This window comes from Paenibacillus sp. FSL K6-4396 (genome assembly GCF_038002525.1).
GTDB lineage: Bacteria > Bacillota > Bacilli > Paenibacillales > Paenibacillaceae > Paenibacillus > Paenibacillus amylolyticus_B.
Genome location: NZ_JBBOCR010000001.1, coordinates 2,190,624 through 2,214,036, shown reverse-complemented (window position 1 = coordinate 2,214,036; position 23,413 = coordinate 2,190,624). Strand labels below are relative to the sequence as shown.

At 46.4% G+C, this 23,413-nt stretch carries 24 protein-coding genes, 1 tRNA gene and 1 pseudogene; 10 read left to right on the top strand and 16 right to left on the bottom strand.

The genetic code is table 11. From position 1 onward, the window contains the following. The first annotated feature begins 160 nt into the window (after positions 1-160). Positions 161-1,372: an MFS transporter gene (locus tag MHB85_RS10070; RefSeq protein ID WP_091017554.1), complete on the top strand. Its 1,212-nt coding sequence runs from the start codon at positions 161-163 to the stop codon at positions 1,370-1,372. A gap of 100 nt (positions 1,373-1,472) precedes the next feature. Here MHB85_RS10070 and MHB85_RS10065 read toward each other — a convergent pair whose 3' ends face one another. Beyond that, positions 1,473-2,675: a cytochrome P450 gene (locus MHB85_RS10065; protein WP_091017556.1), complete on the bottom strand. Its 1,203-nt coding sequence runs from the start codon at positions 2,673-2,675 to the stop codon at positions 1,473-1,475. Positions 2,676-3,161: 486 nt separating this feature from the next. On the opposite strand from MHB85_RS10065, the gene MHB85_RS10060 reads away from it, so the two are divergent. After that, the gene (locus tag MHB85_RS10060) at positions 3,162-4,373 is read left to right on the top strand and encodes an asparaginase (RefSeq protein ID WP_289391907.1); all 1,212 of its coding nucleotides are present in this window, start codon (positions 3,162-3,164) and stop codon (positions 4,371-4,373) included. 187 nt (positions 4,374-4,560) lie between these two features. Here MHB85_RS10060 and MHB85_RS10055 read toward each other — a convergent pair whose 3' ends face one another. After that, positions 4,561-5,193 (bottom strand): O-methyltransferase, encoded by a 633-nt coding sequence (locus MHB85_RS10055; RefSeq protein ID WP_341072877.1) that lies wholly within the window; start codon positions 5,191-5,193, stop codon positions 4,561-4,563. Between the two features lie 239 nt (positions 5,194-5,432). Here MHB85_RS10055 and MHB85_RS10050 point away from each other — a divergent pair, with 239 nt between their 5' ends. From MHB85_RS10050 to MHB85_RS10035, 4 genes are all read left to right on the top strand, one after another. Further along, the gene (locus tag MHB85_RS10050; protein WP_091017560.1) at positions 5,433-6,587 is read left to right on the top strand and encodes a THUMP domain-containing class I SAM-dependent RNA methyltransferase; all 1,155 of its coding nucleotides are present in this window, start codon (positions 5,433-5,435) and stop codon (positions 6,585-6,587) included. A gap of 213 nt (positions 6,588-6,800) precedes the next feature. Next, a complete protein-coding gene (locus tag MHB85_RS10045) occupies positions 6,801-8,801 on the top strand; it encodes an LTA synthase family protein (protein WP_341072875.1) in 2,001 nt (666 codons plus the stop codon). Between the two features lie 74 nt (positions 8,802-8,875). Next, complete coding sequence (locus MHB85_RS10040; protein ID WP_341072873.1) at positions 8,876-9,301, top strand: cytidine deaminase; 426 nt, start codon at positions 8,876-8,878, stop codon at positions 9,299-9,301. 84 nt (positions 9,302-9,385) lie between these two features. Then, on the top strand, positions 9,386-10,111 hold the full coding sequence (locus MHB85_RS10035; protein WP_341072871.1) for a DsbA family oxidoreductase: 726 nt from the start codon (positions 9,386-9,388) through the stop codon (positions 10,109-10,111). A gap of 352 nt (positions 10,112-10,463) precedes the next feature. Here the strand turns inward: MHB85_RS10035 and MHB85_RS10030 are convergent, their stop codons facing one another. Both MHB85_RS10030 and MHB85_RS10025 read right to left on the bottom strand, forming a co-directional pair. Beyond that, positions 10,464-11,294 (bottom strand): aldo/keto reductase, encoded by an 831-nt coding sequence (locus tag MHB85_RS10030; protein WP_091017566.1) that lies wholly within the window; start codon positions 11,292-11,294, stop codon positions 10,464-10,466. Positions 11,295-11,473: 179 nt separating this feature from the next. Beyond that, complete coding sequence (locus tag MHB85_RS10025; protein ID WP_091017568.1) at positions 11,474-11,755, bottom strand: hypothetical protein; 282 nt, start codon at positions 11,753-11,755, stop codon at positions 11,474-11,476. A 150-nt stretch (positions 11,756-11,905) separates the two neighbouring features. Between MHB85_RS10025 and MHB85_RS10020 the strand changes: the two genes are divergently transcribed. Continuing rightward, on the top strand, positions 11,906-12,304 hold the full coding sequence (locus MHB85_RS10020) for a hypothetical protein (RefSeq protein WP_091017569.1): 399 nt from the start codon (positions 11,906-11,908) through the stop codon (positions 12,302-12,304). A 100-nt stretch (positions 12,305-12,404) separates the two neighbouring features. Here the strand turns inward: MHB85_RS10020 and MHB85_RS10015 are convergent, their stop codons facing one another. The 10 genes and pseudogenes from MHB85_RS10015 to MHB85_RS09970 all read right to left on the bottom strand — a co-directional run. Further along, complete coding sequence (locus MHB85_RS10015) at positions 12,405-12,626, bottom strand: DUF1450 domain-containing protein (RefSeq protein WP_017689421.1); 222 nt, start codon at positions 12,624-12,626, stop codon at positions 12,405-12,407. Positions 12,627-12,647: 21 nt separating this feature from the next. Beyond that, positions 12,648-12,950: a heme biosynthesis protein HemY gene (locus MHB85_RS10010; RefSeq protein ID WP_036670085.1), complete on the bottom strand. Its 303-nt coding sequence runs from the start codon at positions 12,948-12,950 to the stop codon at positions 12,648-12,650. A gap of 142 nt (positions 12,951-13,092) precedes the next feature. Next, entirely contained in the window at positions 13,093-13,350 is a 258-nt protein-coding gene (locus MHB85_RS10005) for a hypothetical protein (RefSeq protein ID WP_036670081.1), read from the bottom strand. Between the two features lie 196 nt (positions 13,351-13,546). Continuing rightward, positions 13,547-14,758: a M14 family metallopeptidase gene (locus tag MHB85_RS10000; protein ID WP_105598100.1), complete on the bottom strand. Its 1,212-nt coding sequence runs from the start codon at positions 14,756-14,758 to the stop codon at positions 13,547-13,549. Between the two features lie 227 nt (positions 14,759-14,985). Next, positions 14,986-15,795 carry a glutamate racemase gene (gene racE, locus MHB85_RS09995; protein WP_076209504.1) on the bottom strand — a complete coding sequence of 270 codons (810 nt, stop codon included), beginning with the start codon at positions 15,793-15,795 and terminating at the stop codon, positions 14,986-14,988. A 219-nt stretch (positions 15,796-16,014) separates the two neighbouring features. Further along, entirely contained in the window at positions 16,015-16,392 is a 378-nt protein-coding gene (locus tag MHB85_RS09990) for a YtxH domain-containing protein (RefSeq protein ID WP_341072870.1), read from the bottom strand. A 185-nt stretch (positions 16,393-16,577) separates the two neighbouring features. Next, entirely contained in the window at positions 16,578-17,492 is a 915-nt protein-coding gene (locus tag MHB85_RS09985) for a DUF4261 domain-containing protein (RefSeq protein ID WP_341072869.1), read from the bottom strand. A 10-nt stretch (positions 17,493-17,502) separates the two neighbouring features. Beyond that, a complete protein-coding gene (locus tag MHB85_RS09980) occupies positions 17,503-17,964 on the bottom strand; it encodes a DUF86 domain-containing protein (RefSeq protein WP_076318399.1) in 462 nt (153 codons plus the stop codon). Positions 17,965-18,137: 173 nt separating this feature from the next. Next, positions 18,138-18,425 (bottom strand): Dabb family protein, encoded by a 288-nt coding sequence (locus tag MHB85_RS09975; RefSeq protein ID WP_017689429.1) that lies wholly within the window; start codon positions 18,423-18,425, stop codon positions 18,138-18,140. Between the two features lie 285 nt (positions 18,426-18,710). After that, positions 18,711-19,094 (bottom strand): annotated as a pseudogene (locus tag MHB85_RS09970) (phage holin family protein); the annotation flags it as partial. A 448-nt stretch (positions 19,095-19,542) separates the two neighbouring features. On the opposite strand from MHB85_RS09970, the gene MHB85_RS09965 reads away from it, so the two are divergent. Beyond that, positions 19,543-20,139, top strand: coding sequence for a helix-turn-helix domain-containing protein (locus MHB85_RS09965; RefSeq protein WP_017689431.1), 597 nt, complete (start codon positions 19,543-19,545; stop codon positions 20,137-20,139). Between the two features lie 223 nt (positions 20,140-20,362). Here the strand turns inward: MHB85_RS09965 and MHB85_RS09960 are convergent, their stop codons facing one another. Beyond that, positions 20,363-21,517, bottom strand: a complete 1,155-nt coding sequence (locus MHB85_RS09960) for a sn-glycerol-1-phosphate dehydrogenase (protein WP_341072866.1) — start codon at positions 21,515-21,517, stop codon at positions 20,363-20,365. A 158-nt stretch (positions 21,518-21,675) separates the two neighbouring features. Between MHB85_RS09960 and MHB85_RS09955 the strand changes: the two genes are divergently transcribed. Beyond that, positions 21,676-21,861, top strand: coding sequence for a hypothetical protein (locus tag MHB85_RS09955; RefSeq protein WP_036609735.1), 186 nt, complete (start codon positions 21,676-21,678; stop codon positions 21,859-21,861). 106 nt (positions 21,862-21,967) lie between these two features. On the opposite strand, the gene MHB85_RS09950 is transcribed toward MHB85_RS09955, so the two are convergent. After that, positions 21,968-22,052: transfer RNA gene (locus MHB85_RS09950), tRNA-Leu, on the bottom strand. A gap of 222 nt (positions 22,053-22,274) precedes the next feature. Between MHB85_RS09950 and MHB85_RS09945 the strand changes: the two genes are divergently transcribed. Beyond that, a complete protein-coding gene (locus MHB85_RS09945) occupies positions 22,275-23,267 on the top strand; it encodes a Gfo/Idh/MocA family protein (RefSeq protein ID WP_192132482.1) in 993 nt (330 codons plus the stop codon). Positions 23,268-23,413 lie beyond the last annotated feature (146 nt).

Genomic DNA, 23,413 nt, shown 5'->3' with positions numbered 1-23,413 from the left:
CCCTTTTTAAACAGCCGTAACAACCACATGCAGATGCGTTCTACGTGACAATACTATGACATTCCTTACACCCATCCCTCATATGCCAATTATGTTATAATGAAAGAATGGTGTTTTTTTGAGAATTACAGAAATATCTTTGAAAGGAAGTGAAAGCACTTTGAAAACGTGGAAAGTAAACCTCATTGTGCTTTGGTTCGGACAATTTTTGGTCAATTCGGGCATGACCATGATTACCCCATTTTTGTCTCTTTATCTCGCAAGAGATCTTGGCGTTGTTGGCGAACATGAAATTGGCATTTGGGCGGGATTTATTTTTGCAGCCAATTTCCTCACCTCATTTTTGTTTCAACCGCTGTGGGGTAAGTTATCGGACAAGTATGGTCGTAAAGTTATGCTGCTTCGTTCGGGATTCGGGATGGCCATCGTAATTGCCCTTATGGGTCTGGCACAGAATCCCTGGCAGCTTCTCTTATTGCGTTTGCTTAACGGTACAATCTCCGGGTTCAATCCTGCGGCTGTTGCACTGATATCGGGTACCACGCCGAAAGACCGCATGGGTTTCGCTATGGGAATCAGTCAGTCCGGGCAGGTTGCCGGCACAATTCTGGGTCCACTCATTGGTGGCTTGTTAGCGGATGCGGTAGGCTTCCGCCCCATTTTCTACATTACAGGTGGACTGATCTTTGTTGCTTCCATGCTCGCCATGTTCCTGGTGAGAGAGAAGTTTGACCGTCAAGAAGCAGCCAAACTGCCGGCACAATCCGTATTGTCCGGTCTGAAGGAATTGAACAAGTCACCTCAACTGCCCGCACTGTTTGCTGTGACGTTCCTGTTGCAGTTTGCAATGATCAGCCCCATGTCACTCTTGCCGCTGTATGTGCAAAAATTGCATGCTTCGGATGTAAATGTGGCCTTCTGGGCAGGAATGGTCGGTGCAGTTACGGGACTATCCAATATGGCTATGTCTCCGATTCTCGGGAAGCTGAGTGACCGGATTGGTCCTCACAAGGTACTTACGTTCTCACTCATTGGAACAGGACTCATGCTTATTCCGCAGGCATTTGTTCAGACCGTGTGGCAGCTCATTGTTGTTCGTTTCATGATGGGTGTATTCATGGGTGGCCTGCTTCCGAGCGTTAATGCCTTGATCCGTTCCTATACATCCGATAGCATGATCAGCCGTGCATTCAGTTTTAATACGAGTACCCTTGCGTTAGGCAACATGCTTGGAGCGATCATTGGAGGTTTTATGGCAGGATTCATCGGGATCGAAGGTCTGTTTATCGTCTCTGGCGGACTGCTGCTGCTTAATATGGTTTGGGTCCGATTCAAATTGTATAACAAACCTGCTTCTATTCGGGAATCCTGATTCCCTATCCATTTTAGTCCATCTTACTTTTCCATTTGAAAAAGCCGCTTCCAGCGCCTAATTGGCCTGAGAGCGGCTTTTGTCATTCATGCGCCATTCATCATTTATTTATTAGATTGAATTGTATCGGATAATGTTTCACACCAAATACAAAAGCACTTTGTATCGGTTCCAGAGCCGTTCCCGGCACAAGTTGAATGTTTCCCATGTGCTGAAGCAATGTATGAAGAACTACCCTTGCCTCCAATCGAGCGAGTGGTGCACCCAAACAAAAATGAATGCCAAAACCAAAGCCCATATGTCTGTTCGGCTTGCGATCAGAGATGAAATCTTCCGGGTGTTCAAATTGGGCACTGTCCCGATTAGCAGCTCCAACCCAGGAAATCACCTGCTCTCCAGCTTGAATCGTCTGACCATTCAACTCTACAGTTTCCTTGGCGACCCGCCCAATCGCGACAATTGGCGGATAATATCGCAGCGTCTCTTCAATCGCAGAAGTAATCCGTTCAGGATGTTCGCGCAACTCCTGTTGTAGCTCAGGTTGTTCGGATAGGATACGAACCGCATTGGTAATCAGGTTGGTTGTTGTTTCATTACCGGCAGCAAGTAGAAGAATACAGAAGCCTACCACTTCATCTGCAGTCAATTTCTGACCATCAATCTCCGCAGCAAGCAGTAATGAGATCAGATCATCCTCTGGCTGCAACCGACGTTCTTCCATAATGCCAGTGAAATAGATATGCAACTCCTGCATATTTCTTTTTTTCTCCTCCAATAACTCCTGGAAGGCCTGCTCACTATCGTCACGTGCGCCTTTCACCAATACATCAGACCAGTCTTTGAACTTTTGACGATCCGCCGCAGGGACTCCGATCAATTCCGCAATGACAATGACGGGCAATGGTGTTGCAAGGTCATCAATAAGTTCCATATGTCCTTCTGACAGGTGTGGAGCAATTAACTCATCTGTGATTTCCTGAATACGCGGAGCCAATGCTTCAATTGCCTTGGGTGTAAACGCCTGGTTCACCAGATCACGCAGCTGTTTGTGTTTGGGAGGGTCTGTCGTCAACATGCTCGTATTGGCACGATCACGTGCAGAAGAGAACAGTTTGGGATTTTTCAGAACGTACTTCACATCTTCATACCCGAAAACATCCCAACATTCTCGATGCTCATCATATCGGACTGGAGTGTTATCACGAAGTTCTGCATACACCTTGAAGGGAAGTAACCTCTCTTCCAAAGTCTCCAGTTCCCGAATCGGAATGTAATTTGCATACTTTCTCGGTGCCTGTTTCATCGTTTCTCCTCCAATCAATATTATATATTTATTTACATATGTTAATCACCCCTATTATAAACATAACTCTATAACGAAACCACTCTTTAGACCGTAATTGATCCCCATTACCTAATATGCGTTACTATCATCCTCTTATTCTGTTACCTACTTCTGATATGCGTCCCAATTCGACATTCTTTTATTAAAATGCTTCATTTTATCAGGACAAAAGACTCATCATGTTATTTTAATTAACACCAAAAAGGATTCATCTTCTTCCAAACTACTAAACTTAGATATTTTCTCTCTCAATTAAAATGAATAATCTTTCATAATCCCTTATAAACAATCACTTTACTCTAATTATCTATGAATGTAACCGATTACTCTATCATTATCTTTATTTGTCATATTACTTAACATAAAATACAATCAATCTGAAATGGTATACATATTCTTCTTAACAAACTTAACATCACACTTACTTGAAGGAGAGTGCTATTCATGAGTAAAACATCCAATCTTCGTCCCTGGGCCGTATGGAGTACCGCAGCTTTAACAGCATTGACCATCTCGTTGTCCCCCATTGGAACCTACGCCGCGCACGCAGCTACGGTAGAGGTGAAAGGCACAACAGGTGCTGTTCAGACAGCAACTACTACTCCGGCTCGCAATACTTCCATCCCTGCAATACCAGACTCTTCCAAGCAATCTGCACTTCCTAATGTATTGGTGATCGGAACTGGCGGAACGATTGCCGGTCAATCCGAGGACGCCACCAGCTTCCAGAATTATAAGGCAGGTACACTTCCCATTGGAGAGATGGTAGACGCCTTACCGGATAAACAGAAGATTGCTGATGTTAGCACACTCCAATTCGGAAATTCAGGTTCAGGTTCCTATAGCATGGCCGACCTCTATGACTTGTCGCAGACGGTAGACAAAGCTCTGGCAACGTATGACAGTGTTGTCGTTACCACGGGTACAGATACAATGGAGGAAATCGCTTATTTCCTCGATATGACGGTTCAGAGTGACAAACCGGTCGTGATCACAGGCTCCATGCGTCCATGGACTGTCATCGGTTCTGACGCTCAAGCCAATCTGTACAACGCAATCAAGCTTGCAGGCAGTGGTCGTACCACTTCATTTGGCACTGTACTCATGTTGAATGACACAATCCAGCTTGCTCGTGGTGTAACCAAGACAAATGATTATCGGACAGATACGTTTGAAACGCCGATGCTCGGCGCTGTAGGATATATTGATGAAGAAAACATTCGAATCTATCGCGCTCCTGCACGTGCGTTGAAACCTGAAGGCACAGCAAAGCCCGTATTTGATCTAAGTAAAATCACAAAGGCAGATCTGGCCAAAGTAGAAATCGCGATCTCGTACCAAGAAGCTGGCGGCGGAGCCATTGAAGGATTCGTGAGCAGCGGTGCCAAAGGAATCGTGACTTCCGGTACCGGAGCTGGCGGTATATCCAGAGCTATGGGACAAGCTCGTACCAAAGCCATTGAAGAAGGTGTCATCTTTGTGACCACCACTCGGACGGGTTCAGGAAGTGTGTATGGCGGCGGCAAAGGTATCATTGCAGGCGACAACCTGAGTCCACAACAAGCTCGTGTATTATTGATGCTGGGCTTGTCCTTCAGTGATGATTTTGACACCATCAAAAAATGGTTCGAAACGTACGGAACACCTGAAGTATAAATAGAACTACTACAAAGATATCTGTAAACACAAAGAAAGAGACGACACATTTTCTGTCCTTCAAAATGTTGTCATCTCTTTCTTTGTGTGTTTTTAGAAACTCCGAACAGAATCACGATCCCCCTCACAAACATAAAAGCGTGAGATCGTGTTCCATCGGAGTTTTATCTTTAGGAAATATCCACTTTCACTTCACCCAGGCAAGTACGAGCCCATCGTAGTCCGGCAACATGGTCGTCACCAGGCGCGGGTCACTCGCCATCTGTTCATTGAAGCGACGAACAGCAAGCACAGCCGGTCCCTGCTTGTCCGGATTCAGCGTACGACCACGCAGGAAACAATTATCACCTACAATGACCGCACCTGGCCGGGCCAGCTTAATGGCATAGTCAAGATATACCGGATAATTCTCCTTATCTGCGTCAATAAAGAAGAAATCGAATGTGCGACCCTCCTGCTCCAATTGTTCCAGGCTATCTGCGGCCGGACCAATGCGGTACTCTACCCTTTCGCCAAAACTGCCTTCTTCCAGATGACCACGCGCCATTGCCGCATATTCCTCTCTCAGTTCCAGCGAAGTCAGGGTTCCATTCTCACGCAATCCGCGTGCAATGCAGATCCCACTGTAACCGCCCAGCACGCCGATTTCGAGCGCAGCTTCTGCTTTGGAGGTCTTCGCTAGAAACGTGAGCAATCGTCCGTATGCCGCAGCCACCGAAACTTCCGGCATACCGTTCGAACGGATAGCCTCTTTCACTTTCAGCAAAAGCTCATCCTCTTGAAATAATTGATTTACATATTCATCAGGGGTCAGATTCACCACTAAAATCCTCCTTGGACACTTGGACTGCTTTCCATATGGATGCCAATGTTCTATAATAAATGTTTGTTATCAACACAGGCGGTTGACTGGTGCATCACCTCGAAAGAGGAATGCATACGTTCACCGCATTTCTCATTGTAAGTTTTTTCACGGAAAGCGGCAAGGCCGCACCGTTACTATACAGCAGAGAGAAGGATTTCCCTTCTCCAGCTTGAAATGGAGTTGAAATGAATCACATGGCTCAATTGCAATTGATTGCAACCTCAGCGATGGGACTCGAGGCTGTTGTTGCCCGGGAACTGAAGCAACTGGGGTATGAAGATGTTACGATCGACAACGGCCGGGTTTTCTTTACAGGAGATTATATTGATATATGCCGTTGTAATCTGTGGCTGAGAAGTTCGGACCGCGTATTGGTGAAAATGGGTGAATTCCCTGCTACTACATTTGACGAATTGTTTGAAGGCACCAAAGCACTTCCATGGGAAGAGTGGATTCCAGCCGACGGCGAATTCCCTGTAGAAGGTCGCTCTCAAAAATCTCAGTTAAGCAGTGTGCCTGCATCACAAGGGATCGTGAAAAAAGCAATCGTAGAGAAACTGAAACTGACTTATGACACAGAGTGGTTCCCAGAGGACGGGTCTCGTTATGTAATTGAGGTCATTCTGCTGAACGATCGCGCCCTGCTTACTTTAGATACAACGGGACCGGGTCTTCATAAACGGGGTTATCGTAAACTCGTTACCGAAGCGCCACTCAAAGAAACACTTGCTGCAGCTCTTATTCAGCTCAGCCGCTGGAATGTATCCCGTCCATTCTATGACCCATGCTGTGGATCAGGCACAATGCTGATCGAAGCCGCTATGATCGGCTGGAACATTGCACCAGGACTTCGTCGGACCTTCAACTCTGAGGACTGGGCTGTCATTCCTGAAGAATTATGGGAACAGGCGCGTGAAGAAGCATTCGATGCTGTACGTGACGATATCCCGTTACAAATCTCGGGCAGCGACATTGATCCGGAAGCGATTGAAGTAGCTCAGGCTGCAATCAAGAGCGCAGGCTTTGCTAAAGACATTGAAGTCAGCGTTCTGCCTGCGCATCGCGCAAGACCACAGGGTGAATATGGTGTTATCATTACCAATCCCCCATATGGTGAACGTTTGAGTGAAGAAAAAGAAGTTCAGAAGTTGCTCCGCTCATTAGGGCGCAGTTACCTCGACATGCCAACATGGTCCTTTTTTGCAATCACGTCGACCAAAGCTTTTGAGGAGTATTTCGGTCATAAGGCAGACAAACGTCGCAAGTTGTTCAACGGACGCATTGAAACCCAATACTATCAGTATTTGGGCCCACTGCCTCCACGAAATAAAACACCACAATCTTCATAATTGTTCCAAATACAAAGTGCTCCAGCCACCCATGGCCGGGGCGCTTTTTTTGTGCGCTTTTCTGGTCATATGAATTCTCCTTCATCGACCTTCACTTCCGCAGAAATCAATTCTTCTGAGGCATAGTTGAAAACACATGAGGCCACGCTATAATGGATGGAGCCCTATTTTACATTCCGATAACAAAACAACAAAAGCAAGGGGGACATACATATGGTTGTCACTCGGCCTACGCGCAGCTCCATGCCACGCGGGCTTCTATATCATCCATTAACGTTATATCTTATTTTTCTTGTGCTCATGCTGCTCAAACTCATGTGGCTCCATCACAATCTTCACGCTTATAACATTACGATGGGACTGCTGGATAAAGTCATTGCCATTGGATCTTTACTACTCTTGTCCTTCTGGACCTGGTTGCTGCCACGTAGAGGCATGATCGTGTCTCTCGCGGTCCTTAACCTGCTGCTTACCGCACTAATCTACGCCGATATGGTGTATTATCGCTATTTCCAGGATTTCTTGACCATTCCGGTATTGTTGCAGGCCAGACAAGTTGACGCATTGGGGGACAGCATCGCTACATTGATCTACACAAGTGATCTCTGGTTCTTTGCGGACTGGCTTGTCGTCATTCCGTTCGCAGCTATCGTACTGTTCAGCAGACGTTACCGTTCGAAGCGCTCCAGTACATCTGTTACTGGTTACGGGAGTTATTCGCATAACGATGGCAAGACACGGTTGCGCCGCCGTCTCACGGCTGGCAGCATTGCCCTTGTGCTAGGGCTGGGACTCGCCGTTGGCCCGATTTATTTTTACAGCAAAACATGGGCCAAAGGCCTGTTCGATAACAACTGGTGGAATGTATCCATGTACAATGTGACTGGACTGCTCGCTTTTCACGGTTATGATCTGTACAACTATGCCAAAGACCACATCGGTTCCGGGCCAGAGGCTGAACCCGCTGATGTTGAGCAAGCAAAAGCGTTCTTCGCTGAAAGGCAAGGAGCTGCCCCACAGAATGATGCCTTGTTTGGCAAATATAAAGACAGCAATGTGATCATTGTCCAGGGTGAGGCTTTTATGAACTTCATGATTGGCCAGAGCATTGGCGGTCAGGAGATCACACCCCATTTTAATGAACTGATGAAGGAAAGCCAGTATTATAGTCACTTTTATCACCAGACAGGTCAGGGCAGAACGTCTGATGCCGATTTTGGAGCAAACATTTCCCTACATCCACTTCCGGTTGGTTCGGCCTTTGTACGGTATGCAGACCATACGTATGATTCCCTCCCTTCTATCCTGAAGGACAACGGGTACAGCACCAACGTATTTCACGCTTATGAGAGCGGCTTCTGGAATCGGTATACGATGTATCAGAACATGAAGTACGACAAGTTTTATAGTAAAAATGATTTTGTACAGGATGACCCGCTTGGCTGGTCCCTGTCTGATGAATCCTTTTTCCGCCAATCCGTTGAGAAAATGAGTAGTGAGGTGACCGAACCGTTCTATTCCTTCCTCATTACACTCAGCAGTCATCATCCGTATGCATTGCCGAAAGAAAAACAACAACTGGATGTAGGCGAGTTTCAGGGAACCATGTTTGGTAACTATCTGCAATCCGTACATTACGTGGATTCGGCGCTCGGCAAAATGGTGGAGGATCTGAAAAATCGGGGATTATGGGAAAATACCATATTTATGTTCTACGGGGACCACGACAACTCGATCAAGGAACAATCACAATACGAGCAGTTCCTGGGACGCTCATTGAATGAACTGGATATGGCCCAGATCATGAACGAGGTCCCCCTGCTGGTGCATTTACCGGATGGAGCAGCGGCTGGAACCTTCGACGAACCTTCGGGACAACTGGACATCACGCCATCCGTGCTGCATCTGCTCGGGGTGTCCGACCAGTCCTATTATCATATGGGTAACGACGTATATGACGGGTCTGCACGTACGGTAGTGCTACGTAATGGCGCATTCTCGGATGGTTCTGTATTCTATATTCCATCGGATGATTATATCTACGAGAGCGGCGCTTGTTATGACCTGTCCACACGTGACAAAACAGATATCAACGCTTGTCGTCCCGCTCATGATGAAGCAACCAAGCGATTGCATGTCTCGGACACGGTCATTACCTATGATTTGATTCAGCGCTTTCGAGAGGAAGACAGTTCAACAGCAACATCGCAATGAGCAAAATCGTAATGACAGGCACAACAAATAAACCAAATGAATTGAATTGGATTTAAAAGGGGAATTCTCATTACATGACATCACACACTGAACCACTTAATATTGAACAAAAATTGTTCGATGCAGCCGCAAAATTTGTGAAGCAACGTTATCCTCAGGGATGGGGCGGTGCGAGTGCCGTCTATACCGAAGCGGGCTCCCTGCTGATTAGTGTAGCTCCAGAGGTCATCAACGATGCCACGCATCTATGTATGGAAACAGGAGCTTATCTGGAAGCCCACAAATTGAACGAACGTGTCACCCACTCCCTCTGTATCGCTCGTGATGACGAGCATTCAGAATTTAAGGTCCTTACACCTTGCGGTGTATGCCAGGAACGATTATTTTACTGGGGCGAAGAAGTCAAAGCTGCCGTATACGATCCTTCTGGTCAACTGGTCTTCAAGAGACTGAGTGAGATCCAGCCTTATCATTGGTCCAAGGCATATCGGGATAAATAGCAATCTCCTTGCGAATTATAGAAAGTGGCTTTATAATTGTAACTATATTAGTTTCAACTAAAAGGATAATGGAGGTTTAACATAATGAATATTGAGATATGGTCTGATTTTCTGTGCCCTTTCTGTTATATCGGCAAACGCCGCTTGGAGAATGTATTGGAACAGTTTCCACACCGTGATGAAGTGAAGCTGCAATTCAAAAGCTTTGAGCTTGATCCAAATGCTGCATTGAACCCAGGTAAAACCAATTCGGAATATCTGGCTGACAAATATAATATGAGCGTGGAACAGGCCAAAGGTATGAATGCCCAGATGAATGCCAATGCTCGCACGGCAGGACTGGAATACAATATCGATGCCATGATCCCTACGAACTCCTTCTCAGCTCACCGATTGACACACTGGGCGGATACACAAGGCAAAGCGCTTGAACTGAGTGAACGGATCTTCCAAGCTGTGTTTATTGAAGGTAAACACTCCGGCGACACTGAAGTGTTGGCTCAGTTAGCAGAAGAAGTAGGCCTCGATCGTGACGCAGCTACGGCAGTGCTCTCCAGTGATAAATTTACCGACAATGTCCGTGCTGACCAAGCAGAAGGCGAGCAACTCGGCATCCGCGGTGTACCGTTCTTTGTATTCGACCGCAAGTTCGCCGTGTCAGGCGCTCAGCCGGACGAGGTGTTCCTGGACGCTATTCAGAAAGCTTGGGACGAGCGTTCCCCGTTCACCATGGTTGAGTCCAATACAACCGAAGCTGACGGCAGCGGCGTCTGCACAGATGACGGCTGCGAAGTTCCGAAAAAAAATTAAACCAATTCACACACAAAAAGCAGCAGGATCAGGGGATACTCCCTGATCCTGCTGCTTTTTTACCTGCATTTTAATTACCTACCCACCTAAAGATGAATTTATAATTTTCACGAAAACGGAGTGGGCAGAACAAAGCTGGAGAAGCGGAGCGCTCGCATTTATCACCGGATTTCTACCTTAATATAGAAATTTTCAAAAATCCGGGGATAACGGCGATCGAAAGATTGTTCTGCACACGTAGTATCTTATCGTGACCGATTATACTACATTTTTAATCCACGATGAACGATTACGTAACCGGAACAAACACAAGTAGTTCATCAAACACTTGTATTCAATTAGCGCCACCCACTTAATCCCAGAACAGTTGATCCGGATGTGGACCCGTCCGCTTATCTGAATCCAGTGCATCAATTTGTCTCAACTCATCCGGTGTCAATTCAAAGTCAAAGATGTCAGCATTCTCACGAATACGCTCCGGGGTAACGGACTTCGGAATCGTCACAATCTGATTCTGAATGTCCCAGCGCAGAATGATCTGTGCTGGCGTTTTCCCATATTTCTGGGCCAGCGCTTTGAGGGTGGACTCTTGGTTAAGCTTGCCTTTCATAATAGGACTCCATGCCTCCAGCTGAATTCCCTGGGCCCCGCAGAAATCCTGAAGTTCCTGCTGGATCAGACCCGGATGCAGCTCTACCTGATTTACCGCAGGCACCGTTCCACCCTCATTTATGATATCTTGCAAATGGTGAACTTGAAAGTTACTCACACCAATCGCACGGATGCTTCCTTCGCTATATAGACGTTCGAATGCTCTCCACGTCTCCTTATACTGGTCTCTGCCAGGCCAGTGAATTAAGTAAAGATCAATCACATTCAGTCCCAGTGCCTTCTGACTGGCTTCAAATGCTCTCAACGTTGAATCAAATCCCTGATCCTCGTTCCAGAGCTTGGTCGTCACAAACAGTTCGTTACGGGCAACACCACTGCTTGCAATAGCTTGTCCCACTTCTTCTTCATTGCCATAGATGGACGCGGTATCAATACTGCGATATCCAACCTCCAAAGCGGTCTCAACCGCCTGTTGTACTTCCTTACCTTTTGCTTTATATGTTCCAAATCCTAGCCATGGCATCGTTACTCCGTTGTTCAGAATCGTACAATCTGTAATATGTTTTGTCATTCTGTACCTCCCCTCCCGTATGGAATTTTGCCTGCTCTTGTTCTATTAACCTTCTCACAGAATTTTAAGCGACCATTCGACATACTGTCGGAGTAAACCCATGGATCAAGAGTCGTTGCAAAAGATATAAAAAACCCGCAAAGCATTGCTGCCCTGCGGGTTCTGATGTGACAGGAACGTTATAAATTCCCTTGACCGTGCTGACTCTGGATTGAATTCAATCTTCTCTTCTCCTCGATGAACATCTCTTCTGCCAACTCAACCCCTTGTCCTCCGAGCGAAAGCTCTGCTTGACGCATTGCCTGCTCCGTATGTGCCAGACGACGTTCCGCCTGTACTATGGTTTGTGCTGTCGGGTGTGACAGGGCCTGAGATACAGCATAATGAAGCTTGTTCACCGCATTTTGCGCCTGAGATACGGTGGTATCGGCTTGCAAACTGGAATCATAACGCTTCGGCATGAGTATTCCTCCTTGGGATTATCATGTTCCTGTTACCCCTTTAGGATGGATAACGCAAGCCTTCCTTATTCTTCTTTTGTGATTTTATCGTAACTTTAATTGATTCCGCTACGTTTATTAGGTAAACATGCTGAGTCGGGAGGAATTCATTTGAAGAAAATATTACTGACGCTCTGTATGTTGCCCTTGCTCATTTGGGTACAAGGCTGTACTCCTGCAACATATGAGATAGAAGGATATACGGGATCATCCATTAATTCAGACATCCCGGTTCCAACCAATGCAAAGCTTATTGAAAACATAACTTATTCCGATGATCTCAACCTTAAAAAAGGCGCTAAGTATGAACTGAAACATATTGGGGGTGAGCAAGGACTATACCCACCAATGGATTATTTTCAGAAGTTAGCGGATACAGGTTGGGTAGAACTGGAGGAAAAACGAATGGGAAATGTACATTTTCTGAAAAAGGATAATACCGTCATCGCCATTGAAATTCAAGAAAATACCTTTCAAATTATCGAAATGATGGAGGATGCCGCATTTTAAAGCAGCCTTAATTGCCACCCAAACGCAAAAAAAGGAGAGGCACGCAGCCCCTCCTTTCTGATGTGTGAACAGTTTTCTCCACTCATCTTGTTATATCCTATTACTTGACGAACTTTGCAACTTTGGCGAGCACTTCTTCTTCAGTCGGCGCACTGATATACCGACCATTAATAAAGACAAATGCACGTTTCGCGCAAGGACCGCAATAGGATTTGCACCCAATCTTGATCTCCGTATCTGGAGCCATTTTTTGCAGCTTGGGCACAATCGATTTCAGTCGAACATGATTACACTTTTCGCATACGCGGATATCGTTAGCCATGAGTTCCCCTTCTTCGCGCCCTTAGTGGTCGCCGTGATTGCCTTGGGACGGATTCGTAATAACAAATCCCTCTTCCGGGAAGTAGAGATAATCAATTTTTACACCGTTCAACAAAGGCTGATCATTCGCGAGAATGACATCAATCTCTTTATCGGTAGATACAACTGTATCATTTTCTTTTGGTGTGTCGAGATCAAGTCCGTAGTGAGCATGGTCACCATGTGCATGTGTGATAACAACGCGCAGTTTTTTTCCTTCGTTCTCCGGCTTGTCCAATTCAAGCTTCAATACTTTAGCAGCATTACGCGTAATTTTGCAGTTCATTCTCTTCATCTCCTATATTGTAATTGCAGGTTTCAACAATTTCAGCATTCTTAAACTACAGCATCTATTGTAAAGAAAGTTACCGCTCTTCGCAATAACATTGATGCGAATTCATTGTTAAAACGATCCATTGGGCCGCAAATTAAGAAGGTGTCCCCTCCTGAAGCACAGGATATTTACGTTCTGCCCGGCTTACAAACCAGTTCATCAGAATCAAAGTGACCCCGATATCATCGATGGGCATAAACGGCATGACGTCAGGAAGTACCCAGTATAACAGCGCCGGAATAATAAACAACAACTTTTCTCCCAAAGGAATCTGCGGAGCCCGGAGCAGCCGGGGGAGCCTTTTGAAAACTTGTGTCCATCGTTTGAACGACAGCAGTCTTCTCCACTTCATTTGAATCCCTCCGTATAATTGTATATGTCGCCGAAACGGCACATCCATCATTACCCGTTCGAAAACCATTCAGAACGAATGACGTGACATGCCATTATCAAAAATAATAAAAACGGAACGTCGCTCATAGCGTCCGTTCCTGTTATACGAATGATCTACTGTTAAGTTTCACACCTTCGTCATTCGGGGTCTTGCCTCATTGTCCATTGGATAACAGTTCAGCCAACAACATTCCCACTTCTATACAAATATCATCAAACTGCTCTACGGGAAGGGGATTAACACCCAATCCAACTTCTACCGTGAAGCCCGGTCTACCGAAATCTTGAATAAACCAGTCCTTGTATCCGGCATCACTGCCACCAAGCTTCACCGCCTTGTAACCTGAAGCTTTGGCAAGTCTACGCGACAGCGGTCCACTCTCTCTAGGTTCCAGATCACGGTAGTTCCAATAGATCTCCTGTCCCTGACTATGCAGGGATACAACCACATCAAATGTATGTTGCTGCGTCCACTGCGCAAGCGCCTGTGCCTCCGGTTCTGTCAATGGCGCTGTCCCCGCATAATCCCTGGGGCCAGGTGAGGTTATACCTCTTCTCGCTGCCTCTTCATCCCAATGGGCTGGAAATTGATCATTCAGATCCACCCCTCTGATGTTGGCCTTCCAATGGGTAAAATGTGATCTGTCCGCATTCCAGGTTAACAACTGCTGTGCATGTGGATGCTGATTGACCACACCTTCCTGAACCAGTTCGACCCCGTCCGGATTAACCATCGGCACGGCCCAGAGTGTCGTCTCTTGCATCCAGCGTTCTGTCTGGTATTGATGCCATGCCCTATGCGCACCATACGCCTCGGCATACTCTTCAATAAACTTCATCAGAACTGCTGTTGTCAACCACTCATTCGCATGAACGGAAGCATTAACATGGATATGTCTCGACCCTTGCCCAATACGCAAATAAGGCAGCGACTTCCCCATGACACTTGTTCCAATGGACCCTGTTTCGATAAAAGGGTATTGATTCTCCAGCTTGTCTATATCCCTGATTAATTCTCGATAACCATACTCTCCCTGAATCTTTACAATAGTTTTTCCATTCGAAGCCGGAATATGAATACAGCGACCAACCCAGTCGGTTATATTGGTGATTTCGGGATTGGCCTGGCGCAACACCTCTTCGTCCAGACCAAATCTCTCTGCAATCTCCCCTACACTTTCTCCAGGCGGTACAGCGTATCTGCGACCTGTCCCGGGGACAATACGCAGCATCTGACCTGCCAGCAAGTAAGGCTGGGAAGCCACTTCCGGGTTCAGTGCAGCAAGTAACTCTTTGGTCATATGGTGTGCTGACGCAATTCGCGGCAACGTATCTCCCCGCTGAACGATAATCCACTGTAGATCCATGTTGTTCTCCTTTCCACAGGAAAAGACAGGTCTCCTGTCCAGTTCTGACCAATTTTGTGTCTGTAACATATGTATGCAGGTCAGGTTGTCCGTCATGTGACAAGAATCATGTTTATCTCCTGTTAATGCATAATGACGACAAAAATCCCGGAACTTCACAGTTCCGAGATAGTCCACAACCAAAATACATTAATTAAAAGTCTTATTCATGCATAATTTGAGTATAACTATGATAATTGCGTTACCTGCCAGACAACAGGGGTCTTGGAGATCTGCTCCCCCAACCATCGACGGGTGATATTCTGGAACATTCGCGGGTCACCCGTGCAGAAAAATTGATGCACCGGGGTCTCATCCCCACTGGCCAGCTTTCGTTTATCATATAAAATCGTACTGATTTCACGTGCCGTTTCATCTGCTGAACTGATTAACTTCACTTCCTGCCCCATAACTTCCTGAATCGTGTCCATGAGAAAGGGATAATGCGTACAACCCAGAATAAGACAATCGATTGGCTGTTGTTTGATCTCGCCCAATGATTGCTCCACCGTATGTGTCGTGTGCTCGGAACGAAATTCACCTTGTTCCACCAACGGCACCAGCGCCGGACAAGCCTGACTGACCACATCAATATAGGGAGACAACTGTTTGAGTGCCGATGTATAAGCCCCACTACCTATGGTACCCGTGGTACCAATCACACCAATACGTCCTGTACGTGTCGCTGTGATTGCGGCCCGCGCACCCGGATGTATAACACCAATGACAGGCACATTCACCTTGGCACGGATATACTCCAGCGCGGCTGCTGTTGCTGTGTTACAGGCGATAACGATAACCTTCGGATCGAATTGGATCAAGAAATCAACGATTTGTTCCGTAAATTGTTTTACTTGTTCGGACGAACGGGGTCCGTACGGTGTCCGGGCAGTATCCCCAAAATAAATGATCTTTTCCCGCGGGAGCTGACGCATCACTTCCTTGGCGACGGTCAATCCCCCCACACCGGAGTCTAATATAGCGATTGCTTGCTGCACGAACACACCGCTTCCTTCTTCATTGAATTGGTTCTCAAAACGATTGTTTCTCAGAGCTTTCTTCCTACCGTATGAACATTCCGGCAAAAAGGTACCTACATCTTACCCGATTTCATCGCAGGGTTCAAATTAAATCCCCGCGCTACGTCACCTATGTGTGGACACGCAACAAAGCAGGCTCTCCTCTAAAAAGAGGAAAGCCTGCTTATCAAGCATTGCTTAGTTGTCGTCCTTGGACTCATCCACAGGAAGCTTCGCTACAATGTCAATTCCGGGTTCATCAGCTGCTTTATCAATCTCGTTATCAACAATGGCTGCCGATATGCGAATTTCTTTTCCTTCAGCGCAATTGCGCCAGGATTGAATATCCTGAATCACGACATCTGCGGTCTCTTTAACTTTGGATACGATCTGGGAACTTTGTTCACCCACGATACCAGCCAGTTCCTGACCTTTCTCCGATACCTGACGAGCACCTTCTGTAATATCCTGACGAAGTTCACGTCCCGATTTTGGTGCCAGCAATAATGCCGTTACTGAACCAACCACGGAGCCAATAAGAGCTCCCCACAACAAACTTTTGTTAGAATCCTTCACGTCACATCTCTCCCTTTACTATTGTTTAAGTACCGGATCAGAAGCAACGGTCTGTCGCTCAGCCATCCGGGCGAATGCCTACTCTGTTGATGCATTATAAGCAGCACAGGCTTGGCTTGACACTCCAGATGTTAAAAATAATCTGAACGCCATTTTTGAATGGATGCAGATGACTTGACTTAAACTCAGTTCTGACGAGCCGGCTCGAGATTAGCCGCAGCATGCTCATCCCCCGGGTCCAAATCAATCACATAACGTCCCGGTGCAATCAATGCCGCCTGATGTTCACACCGCCAGCGACGTCCACCTGAAGAACCCAGCGTCTGTCCATCTTGCAGAACATCCCCCTGATCAAATATGTAATACGCTGCACCCAGTAAGGTCTGAGCCACCGTATCCGGATCAAGACCGACGAAGTGACACTGGACATCAGGTACACCCAGCGCAGATAATCCCACGGTATCCATGACCAACCCGCGCTGTTCCTCTGTACCTCCGGCTTGATACATTCGAACGTTCATGGCTGCATACAGATGTTCCTCACGTTCCTGAGCTTGCGTATATGCTTCCGGTTCAACGAGCTTGTCACTGCCATACCAATACAGCGCGTCGCAGGTCATACTTTCCATGATTGCCAGTACAGTCTTTTGAAACAGCTCTAGGCGCTGCTTACGAGGCATGGCAGCCGTGAACATATCATGTATCCGGATGGAGTACTGCGAAGCTTCTACAACCTGTCCCACTTCCGGCCAATGCCATGCTTGTTGCAGAGCACCGCCAAAGCGAGCACGATCTGCGATTTCATTCACAGGAAGCATGCAAGTCTGAGCAGGGATATCCCCTTCTTGAAAGGATACCTTATGGTCCAGATGATAGAAGACAAGCATCTCATGCTTTTGCCCTCCGCTCTCTTGTTTCACATCCAGTCGGACTTGTCCTGTATGGCGAATCATTGCTTCCTGCAAACGCAGGCGATTCACCTCTGGACGTTCCCGGAACAAAAGTTCAACCATATACACCGGATGGAATCCGGACGGTGATTCATTTGTTTCTTTACTTTCAGTATTTGCTTCATTGAATTCTTTTGATTCATTTGTCATGCGATTTCCCTCATTCCTTACGCTGTCCCTCGGCCTGTGCCGTATTGAAAGGACCAAGTTCTTTTTCCACGTAGGCGCTAACCTGAGTAGTAAAATGTTCAAGTATACTCGGCAACTCTACGCTAAGCGGATGGAGCTCAGACCGCTCCCAAGTGTAATAATCCTGCACCAGTGGCTTGCGTAACGTGACAAGCTGACGCAATATCTCATAGGTCGGATTATCAAAAACCTTTTCTTCATAATTAATCTGAATAATATCATCATAGCTGCTCGCATCTCTCATGATGAAACCGTCAATTAGATAACTTCCCACATCGGTAACAATCTCGATCGCCAGGTGAAGACACCGTTCCTGTACCATCCCCAGCATGAGACTGCCGTCCCAAGCTTCTGCTGCCCCGCGAAGCCCTTCAGCTACTTCCGGTACAGCAGCAAGCCGGCGGGCAATCTGTTCTCTGTTCACATAATACATTCGTTCACTTCCCGTTCAGTGAGTTATCGGTTCCGTTTCCCTCTTCGCTTAAGCCAGAATATCATCACAGGACAAGCGATTAGAAACACAACAAAAATATATAGAAATTCCATAACGTCTCTTAAATCGCTCATGCAGAGTCCCCTTTATCTCAACGTAGTTTGAATGACAGATCAGATTTCGTAGTCCACTGCAATTGACTGTTCTCTGACTTCGTTCATGTACTTGATAACTTCCTGATGAAGCGGGTGTACCTGATACGCCTGGAGATCCTCCAGTGAAGCAAACTCCGCTGTGAGTGAAATGTCGAACGATCTCTCCGAGCGAAGCACATCAATCCCGATTTCAAGTGAAACCAGGACATCAATTTTACCTTCCAGATTGCGAAGCACCTGAGCTGCAGCTTCAATACTTTCTGCTGAGCGATCTTTCATTTTGAACAGGACAATATGTTTTATCATCTGGGCAAACACCTCGTTTAATATAATAGTAGAAATGAATGAATTTTCATGTATCCAAAATATATCATAACGTTCTCTATTACGAAAGGATACTTGGAAACGTTCTCTTGATAAGAAAAACTAATCCGAACCGTTTCCCTTCGATTCGGATTTCTTTTGCGATCCATCCTCCGTCTGTTTCGTAGAGTCATCCTGCAAAGTTTGTCCTGTTTCAGCCTGCTGCTTGGTGTTGTCCGCGGTTGGCTGCGGTTTGGACCATTCACGATTCGCCAGATACTCCTGATCCTCCTGTTTCTTCAACACTGCAATGGCCTGTCTGAGCTTTGCAGGCAATGGAAGACCGATTTTGGCATAATTCTCGGTAATCGAAATGAGTTCATTCACCAGATAGAAATAAATAGCTCCGCCTTTGATAAAATCGGTTCCCATGATCAGATCAATTCGATGAGCAAGCAAAACAACCGTCAGCATGAGCCCTTTGCGAGCAATCCCCCAGAATCCAATGTTGCTATTCAACCCGGCACCTGTTCTTACCGCCGCTGCCAAACCTGTTACATAATCCACAGCCATCGCGACCGCGAGCAGGCTCAGCAATTGATCCCATCCGCCAAAAGCAAACGTAACAAATGCTCCCGAGATGACAGCAAAGGTATTCACAGATAGATGCACGTTCCTCACCTCTCCCTTACACTTGAGTATCATACAATATATGTAAAAGTAAGAGATTTGACAGGTCACATGTCATGCTGAACATGCGGATTTATCATTTCAGATTTGTGCACATCCTCTTCGCAACAGGAGAACGAAAATCACATGCTTTTGGGGAATTCAGGGAAATAAACCGCATCATATCAACAAAAAACAGATAAAAGTTCTTTAGACCTAGTAATAAGCAATTAGAACTATATTATTTTTATTCCTGTTCAATTTCTCCCTTCATTTTTAGTGAAACATTGTAATCTAGGAATATACTAGGATGTGAATTGCGCATGGTCTAGTTCGTAGTTCCCTCTTTATCGTGAATTCACGCATTGACGCATTTGTAACCGGTAGTCCCGGCACTTGAAAGTACCCCGTTGTTTATTGTAGTATTTGGTTAAAAAAAATCGGAGGAAATATGCCTAATCAACCAGAACAACATTCCATCCAGGCGTGGTCTCTGATCAACCGTAAATACTTGGGAAAAGGCGTCCGTGTTAAACGATTCCGAAAACCGACACGCTGTCAAATCCGCAATCGTGTTCTTCTTGCCGTGCTGATGGCCAATGATATCAAGTTGTCCCAGCTTGCTGAAGACCTCTCCATCTCTTCACGCAGTGTCAGTGCGTGGGTATATGAAGGACGGATACCCGGCAGTACCAATCTGGACAAGACTTGCCAATTACTCGGCTACCCGCGTCATATTCTCTTCAATGAAGAAGTTGTGCGTAATAGCCCTGTCATATGTCAACCCGAGTCATCTCGCTTCATGAAGCGTACGGTGACCCGTTCTCCGGTTAGTAACCGTATTTTGACAGGCTTGTGTATGGTCCATGATCTGTCGGTGACAGATGTCAGCCACTGGATCGGGGTTCATCCCGGCACTTTCCGCAAATGGCTGCATCAGGGAACACTGCCTTCTGCTGCGTTTCAGGAACAAGCGGAGCAATTTTTCCGTATACCGAAAACTATTTTGTTCGCAGATGTCATCTTGAAAGATCGTCGCAACAACTAAATAAGCGAACAGCCAAAAGGCTCTGATCTCCCCATAGGGAGGCCAGAGCCTTTTTTAAAATAAAATGCATGCCTTCTCTCTCGGACTTGAAGCACTGTTCTGGCTATTCCATCAGAAATGTCAGATAACCTACCCTTTTTCGTTTTTTGCTCCCAAAAAGAGCCATCACAGCCGGCTACAAGCTAAGTTTATGCATTTCGTCATGACCATCTTCTCTAAAAGGTCATCCTAACCTCGTGTTCAACACTTCATTGATATATCTCAATCCGGTATATCGAGGACGAAGCGTATGCGCTGTGTTGAATGCATGTTCCACCATCTCCGGGGTTACACCGAGTTGCTCAGTAGTCACAGGTCCACCTACTTGTTCCAACCATGCAATGAGCTGAGAGGCCTCCGGCAATTGGTCATATATCCCAAACACCGGTTCACCCGATGTCTGTGCAACCTCTTTATATTTCACCGTAAGCAATGCACAAGCTACGCCAACTTTGGCACCATGCAGAACCGGTCTTTCTCCCGCTTGCATCAGATCCATCTCCAAGATGTGAGATAGATGATGCTCACCTCCGGATGCCGGACGGGAATGGTCAATGATCAGCATGGAGATACCGGAAACAATTAATGCGTCCATTAACACAGCTACTCCCTCTGCTCGCCCCTCCGCAATAGCTTGTACATGATCTATGCAGGTATTCAGCGCTTCTTCTGTCATCCGATAAGCAACTGGACAGAACGGTTCTCCGCCCAGTTCACGAGAAACAATCCAGTCTGCAAGTGAAGTATATTTACCAAGCATATCTCCGAATCCGGCAGCTGTCATCACTTGCGGGGCTTGCTCCAGAATATCCAGATCGGCAAAGATAGCCTCTGGCGGAACAGCCTGAAATGTTTGTTTGACGCCGCTTACAATTAAGGGTGCACCCGCAGAGGTAAACCCATCCACTGAAGCCGCTGTCGGTATGGACAGAAAGGGCTTGTTCATTTTGGAACAAACAAATCTCACCAGATCATGAATGGTACCTGAGCCCACCGCAATTACAGCCTGACTTTCCAGTTTCACACCCAACATGACCTGTACAATAGCTGCTTCATCCGCAATGATATCCCCCGTCCGATTCTCCGGTAGAGCGATCTCATCCACATGCATTCCCGCTTCGCGAATACTGCTCAATACATCAGATCCAGCGGCCCGAAACGTATGTTGATCATAAACAACCGTCACCTGACGATATCCTTGCTCAGACAAATAACCCGGTAACCTCTGAATGGCCCCAGCTTCCAGATGTATCAGCATATCCACCACCCGGTGTTGATGACCGCAAGCACACTGCTGTGCTTCCTCATTCCATGCTGCAATTCGTTCGTTCATATTCATTCGCTCTTACCCTCCCATATGAGATATCATGCATAATTAACGGGTTAAAACCACAAGATAAAAAAGGAAATAAAATGTGATGATTTTCCTGATCACACTTTACTGCCTATACCCAATATTTGCAAATCCATATCTCACATTTCCAAGTAGGTGAAGCAATGAAATTAACGAAAGAATTAGGAATTTCGCTCGGATTTCTGGCCGGAACCACTTTTGGCAGTGGTATCGCTTTTTTGTTTCGTCTCCAGTCGGTTGAAGTGGTTGCCAGTGTTACGCTATTTGGTATTGCAGGAGCCATTGCCGGGATCATCACGGCAGTCATTCTGCGCCAGCGGCAACATTAGCATTAGCATGCTGATAGCAAAATGCAGGCTTCACACGAATGATCCACAAAACCAAAAAAGGTTCGTGAGTTGCCCTAGAGCAACTCACGAACCTTTTTTGGTTAGATGCGGTCGAGAGGACTCGAACCTCCACGGGGGGTTAGCCCACACGGACCTGAACCGTGCGCGTCTGCCAATTCCGCCACGACCGCATAATATGTATCTCCTCATCCATCGATGAAAAGCATTCCGGTGAAGCAATTCCTTGTTTTACCGTAATTCAGAGTATACATGCTCCAAAATAAAAATGCAACTTCTTTTTTATTCATTCAAGAATAGGACATATGTCCTTTTTTCTCAACTTCAAACACCCTATCGTAGCATTAAACAAATATACCATCCATACAAATGCAAAAATGAAGGAGAGATCCACCTTGAAAACAACCCATCTGTGCTTTATCGGTGCCGGGTTTCATGCATCCACGAATATTTACCCTTCTGTTGTTGAAGCCGGAGCGCAGATCCAGGCCATTGCCACACGCAGTATGGAACGCTCTGAAGCAGCTCTGCTGCGATTTGGCAGCAACGGAAAAGCGTATGATAACGCTGGGCTTATGTTACAGCAGGAAACTTGTGACGGAGTCGTGGTGGTCGCCCAGCCTGTTGATCAGACCGCTCTTGTCCTTGAATGCATTCGAGCTGGTAAGAATGTATACGTGGATAAGCCACTCGGATGGAATGCAGCGGAAGCAGCAGCTGTAGCAGAGGCTGCCGAGCAAGGCGGCGTCGTTGTCATGGTCGGTTTTATGAAACGTTATGCTCCCGTATACATGAAGCTGAAGGAGCTCATTGATAGTGGTTCGCTAGGTAAGGTACGTTCATTCCAGATGAAATTCGCTGTAGACAGCACCCCATTTTGCAAGGATGAGGAACAGTTCATGAAGCTCGCTGCCATACATATGGTCGATCTGATGCGTTACTTATTCGGAGAAGTAATACGGGTTACAGGCACAACCGTGAAGGATGGGGAACACATTAATCAAAGCATTTCCCTTGTTTTTGAGAATAACGTAGTAGGCAGCGCTTATTTTACCGGCATGAGCGCTTGGTCACGGGAGAGTGAAAGTGTACTCGTCACCTTTGACAACGGATTTGCGTCAGCTGAAGATATCAACACACTTACTGTCCATCAATCCCGAAGATCGACCAGCCTTCCCTGGAAATCTCTCGAGGAGCAAGATACTGTATATACACCTTCCGGATCTCCTATGTCAGGAGCTTCTCGCGACCTTTATCTACGCGGGTTTGTTGGTGAAATGGTGCACTTTATCGCGTGTTGCCAGAATCAGACTGTCCCACATTCCAGCGCCAAGGATAATATTGCAACGATGGCTCTATGTGACTCCATTCTATCGTCACTGAAGTAGCGTATATACGCTCATCCTCATATTTTATACATCCAGAGAAGAGCCTGAAACCGGGGCTCTTTTTTATCTTATAGACATCAACACATCTGCCTTCGACTACAATTAGGGTTTATAATCTGCATCATAAGTGATATGCTCTTTCATGA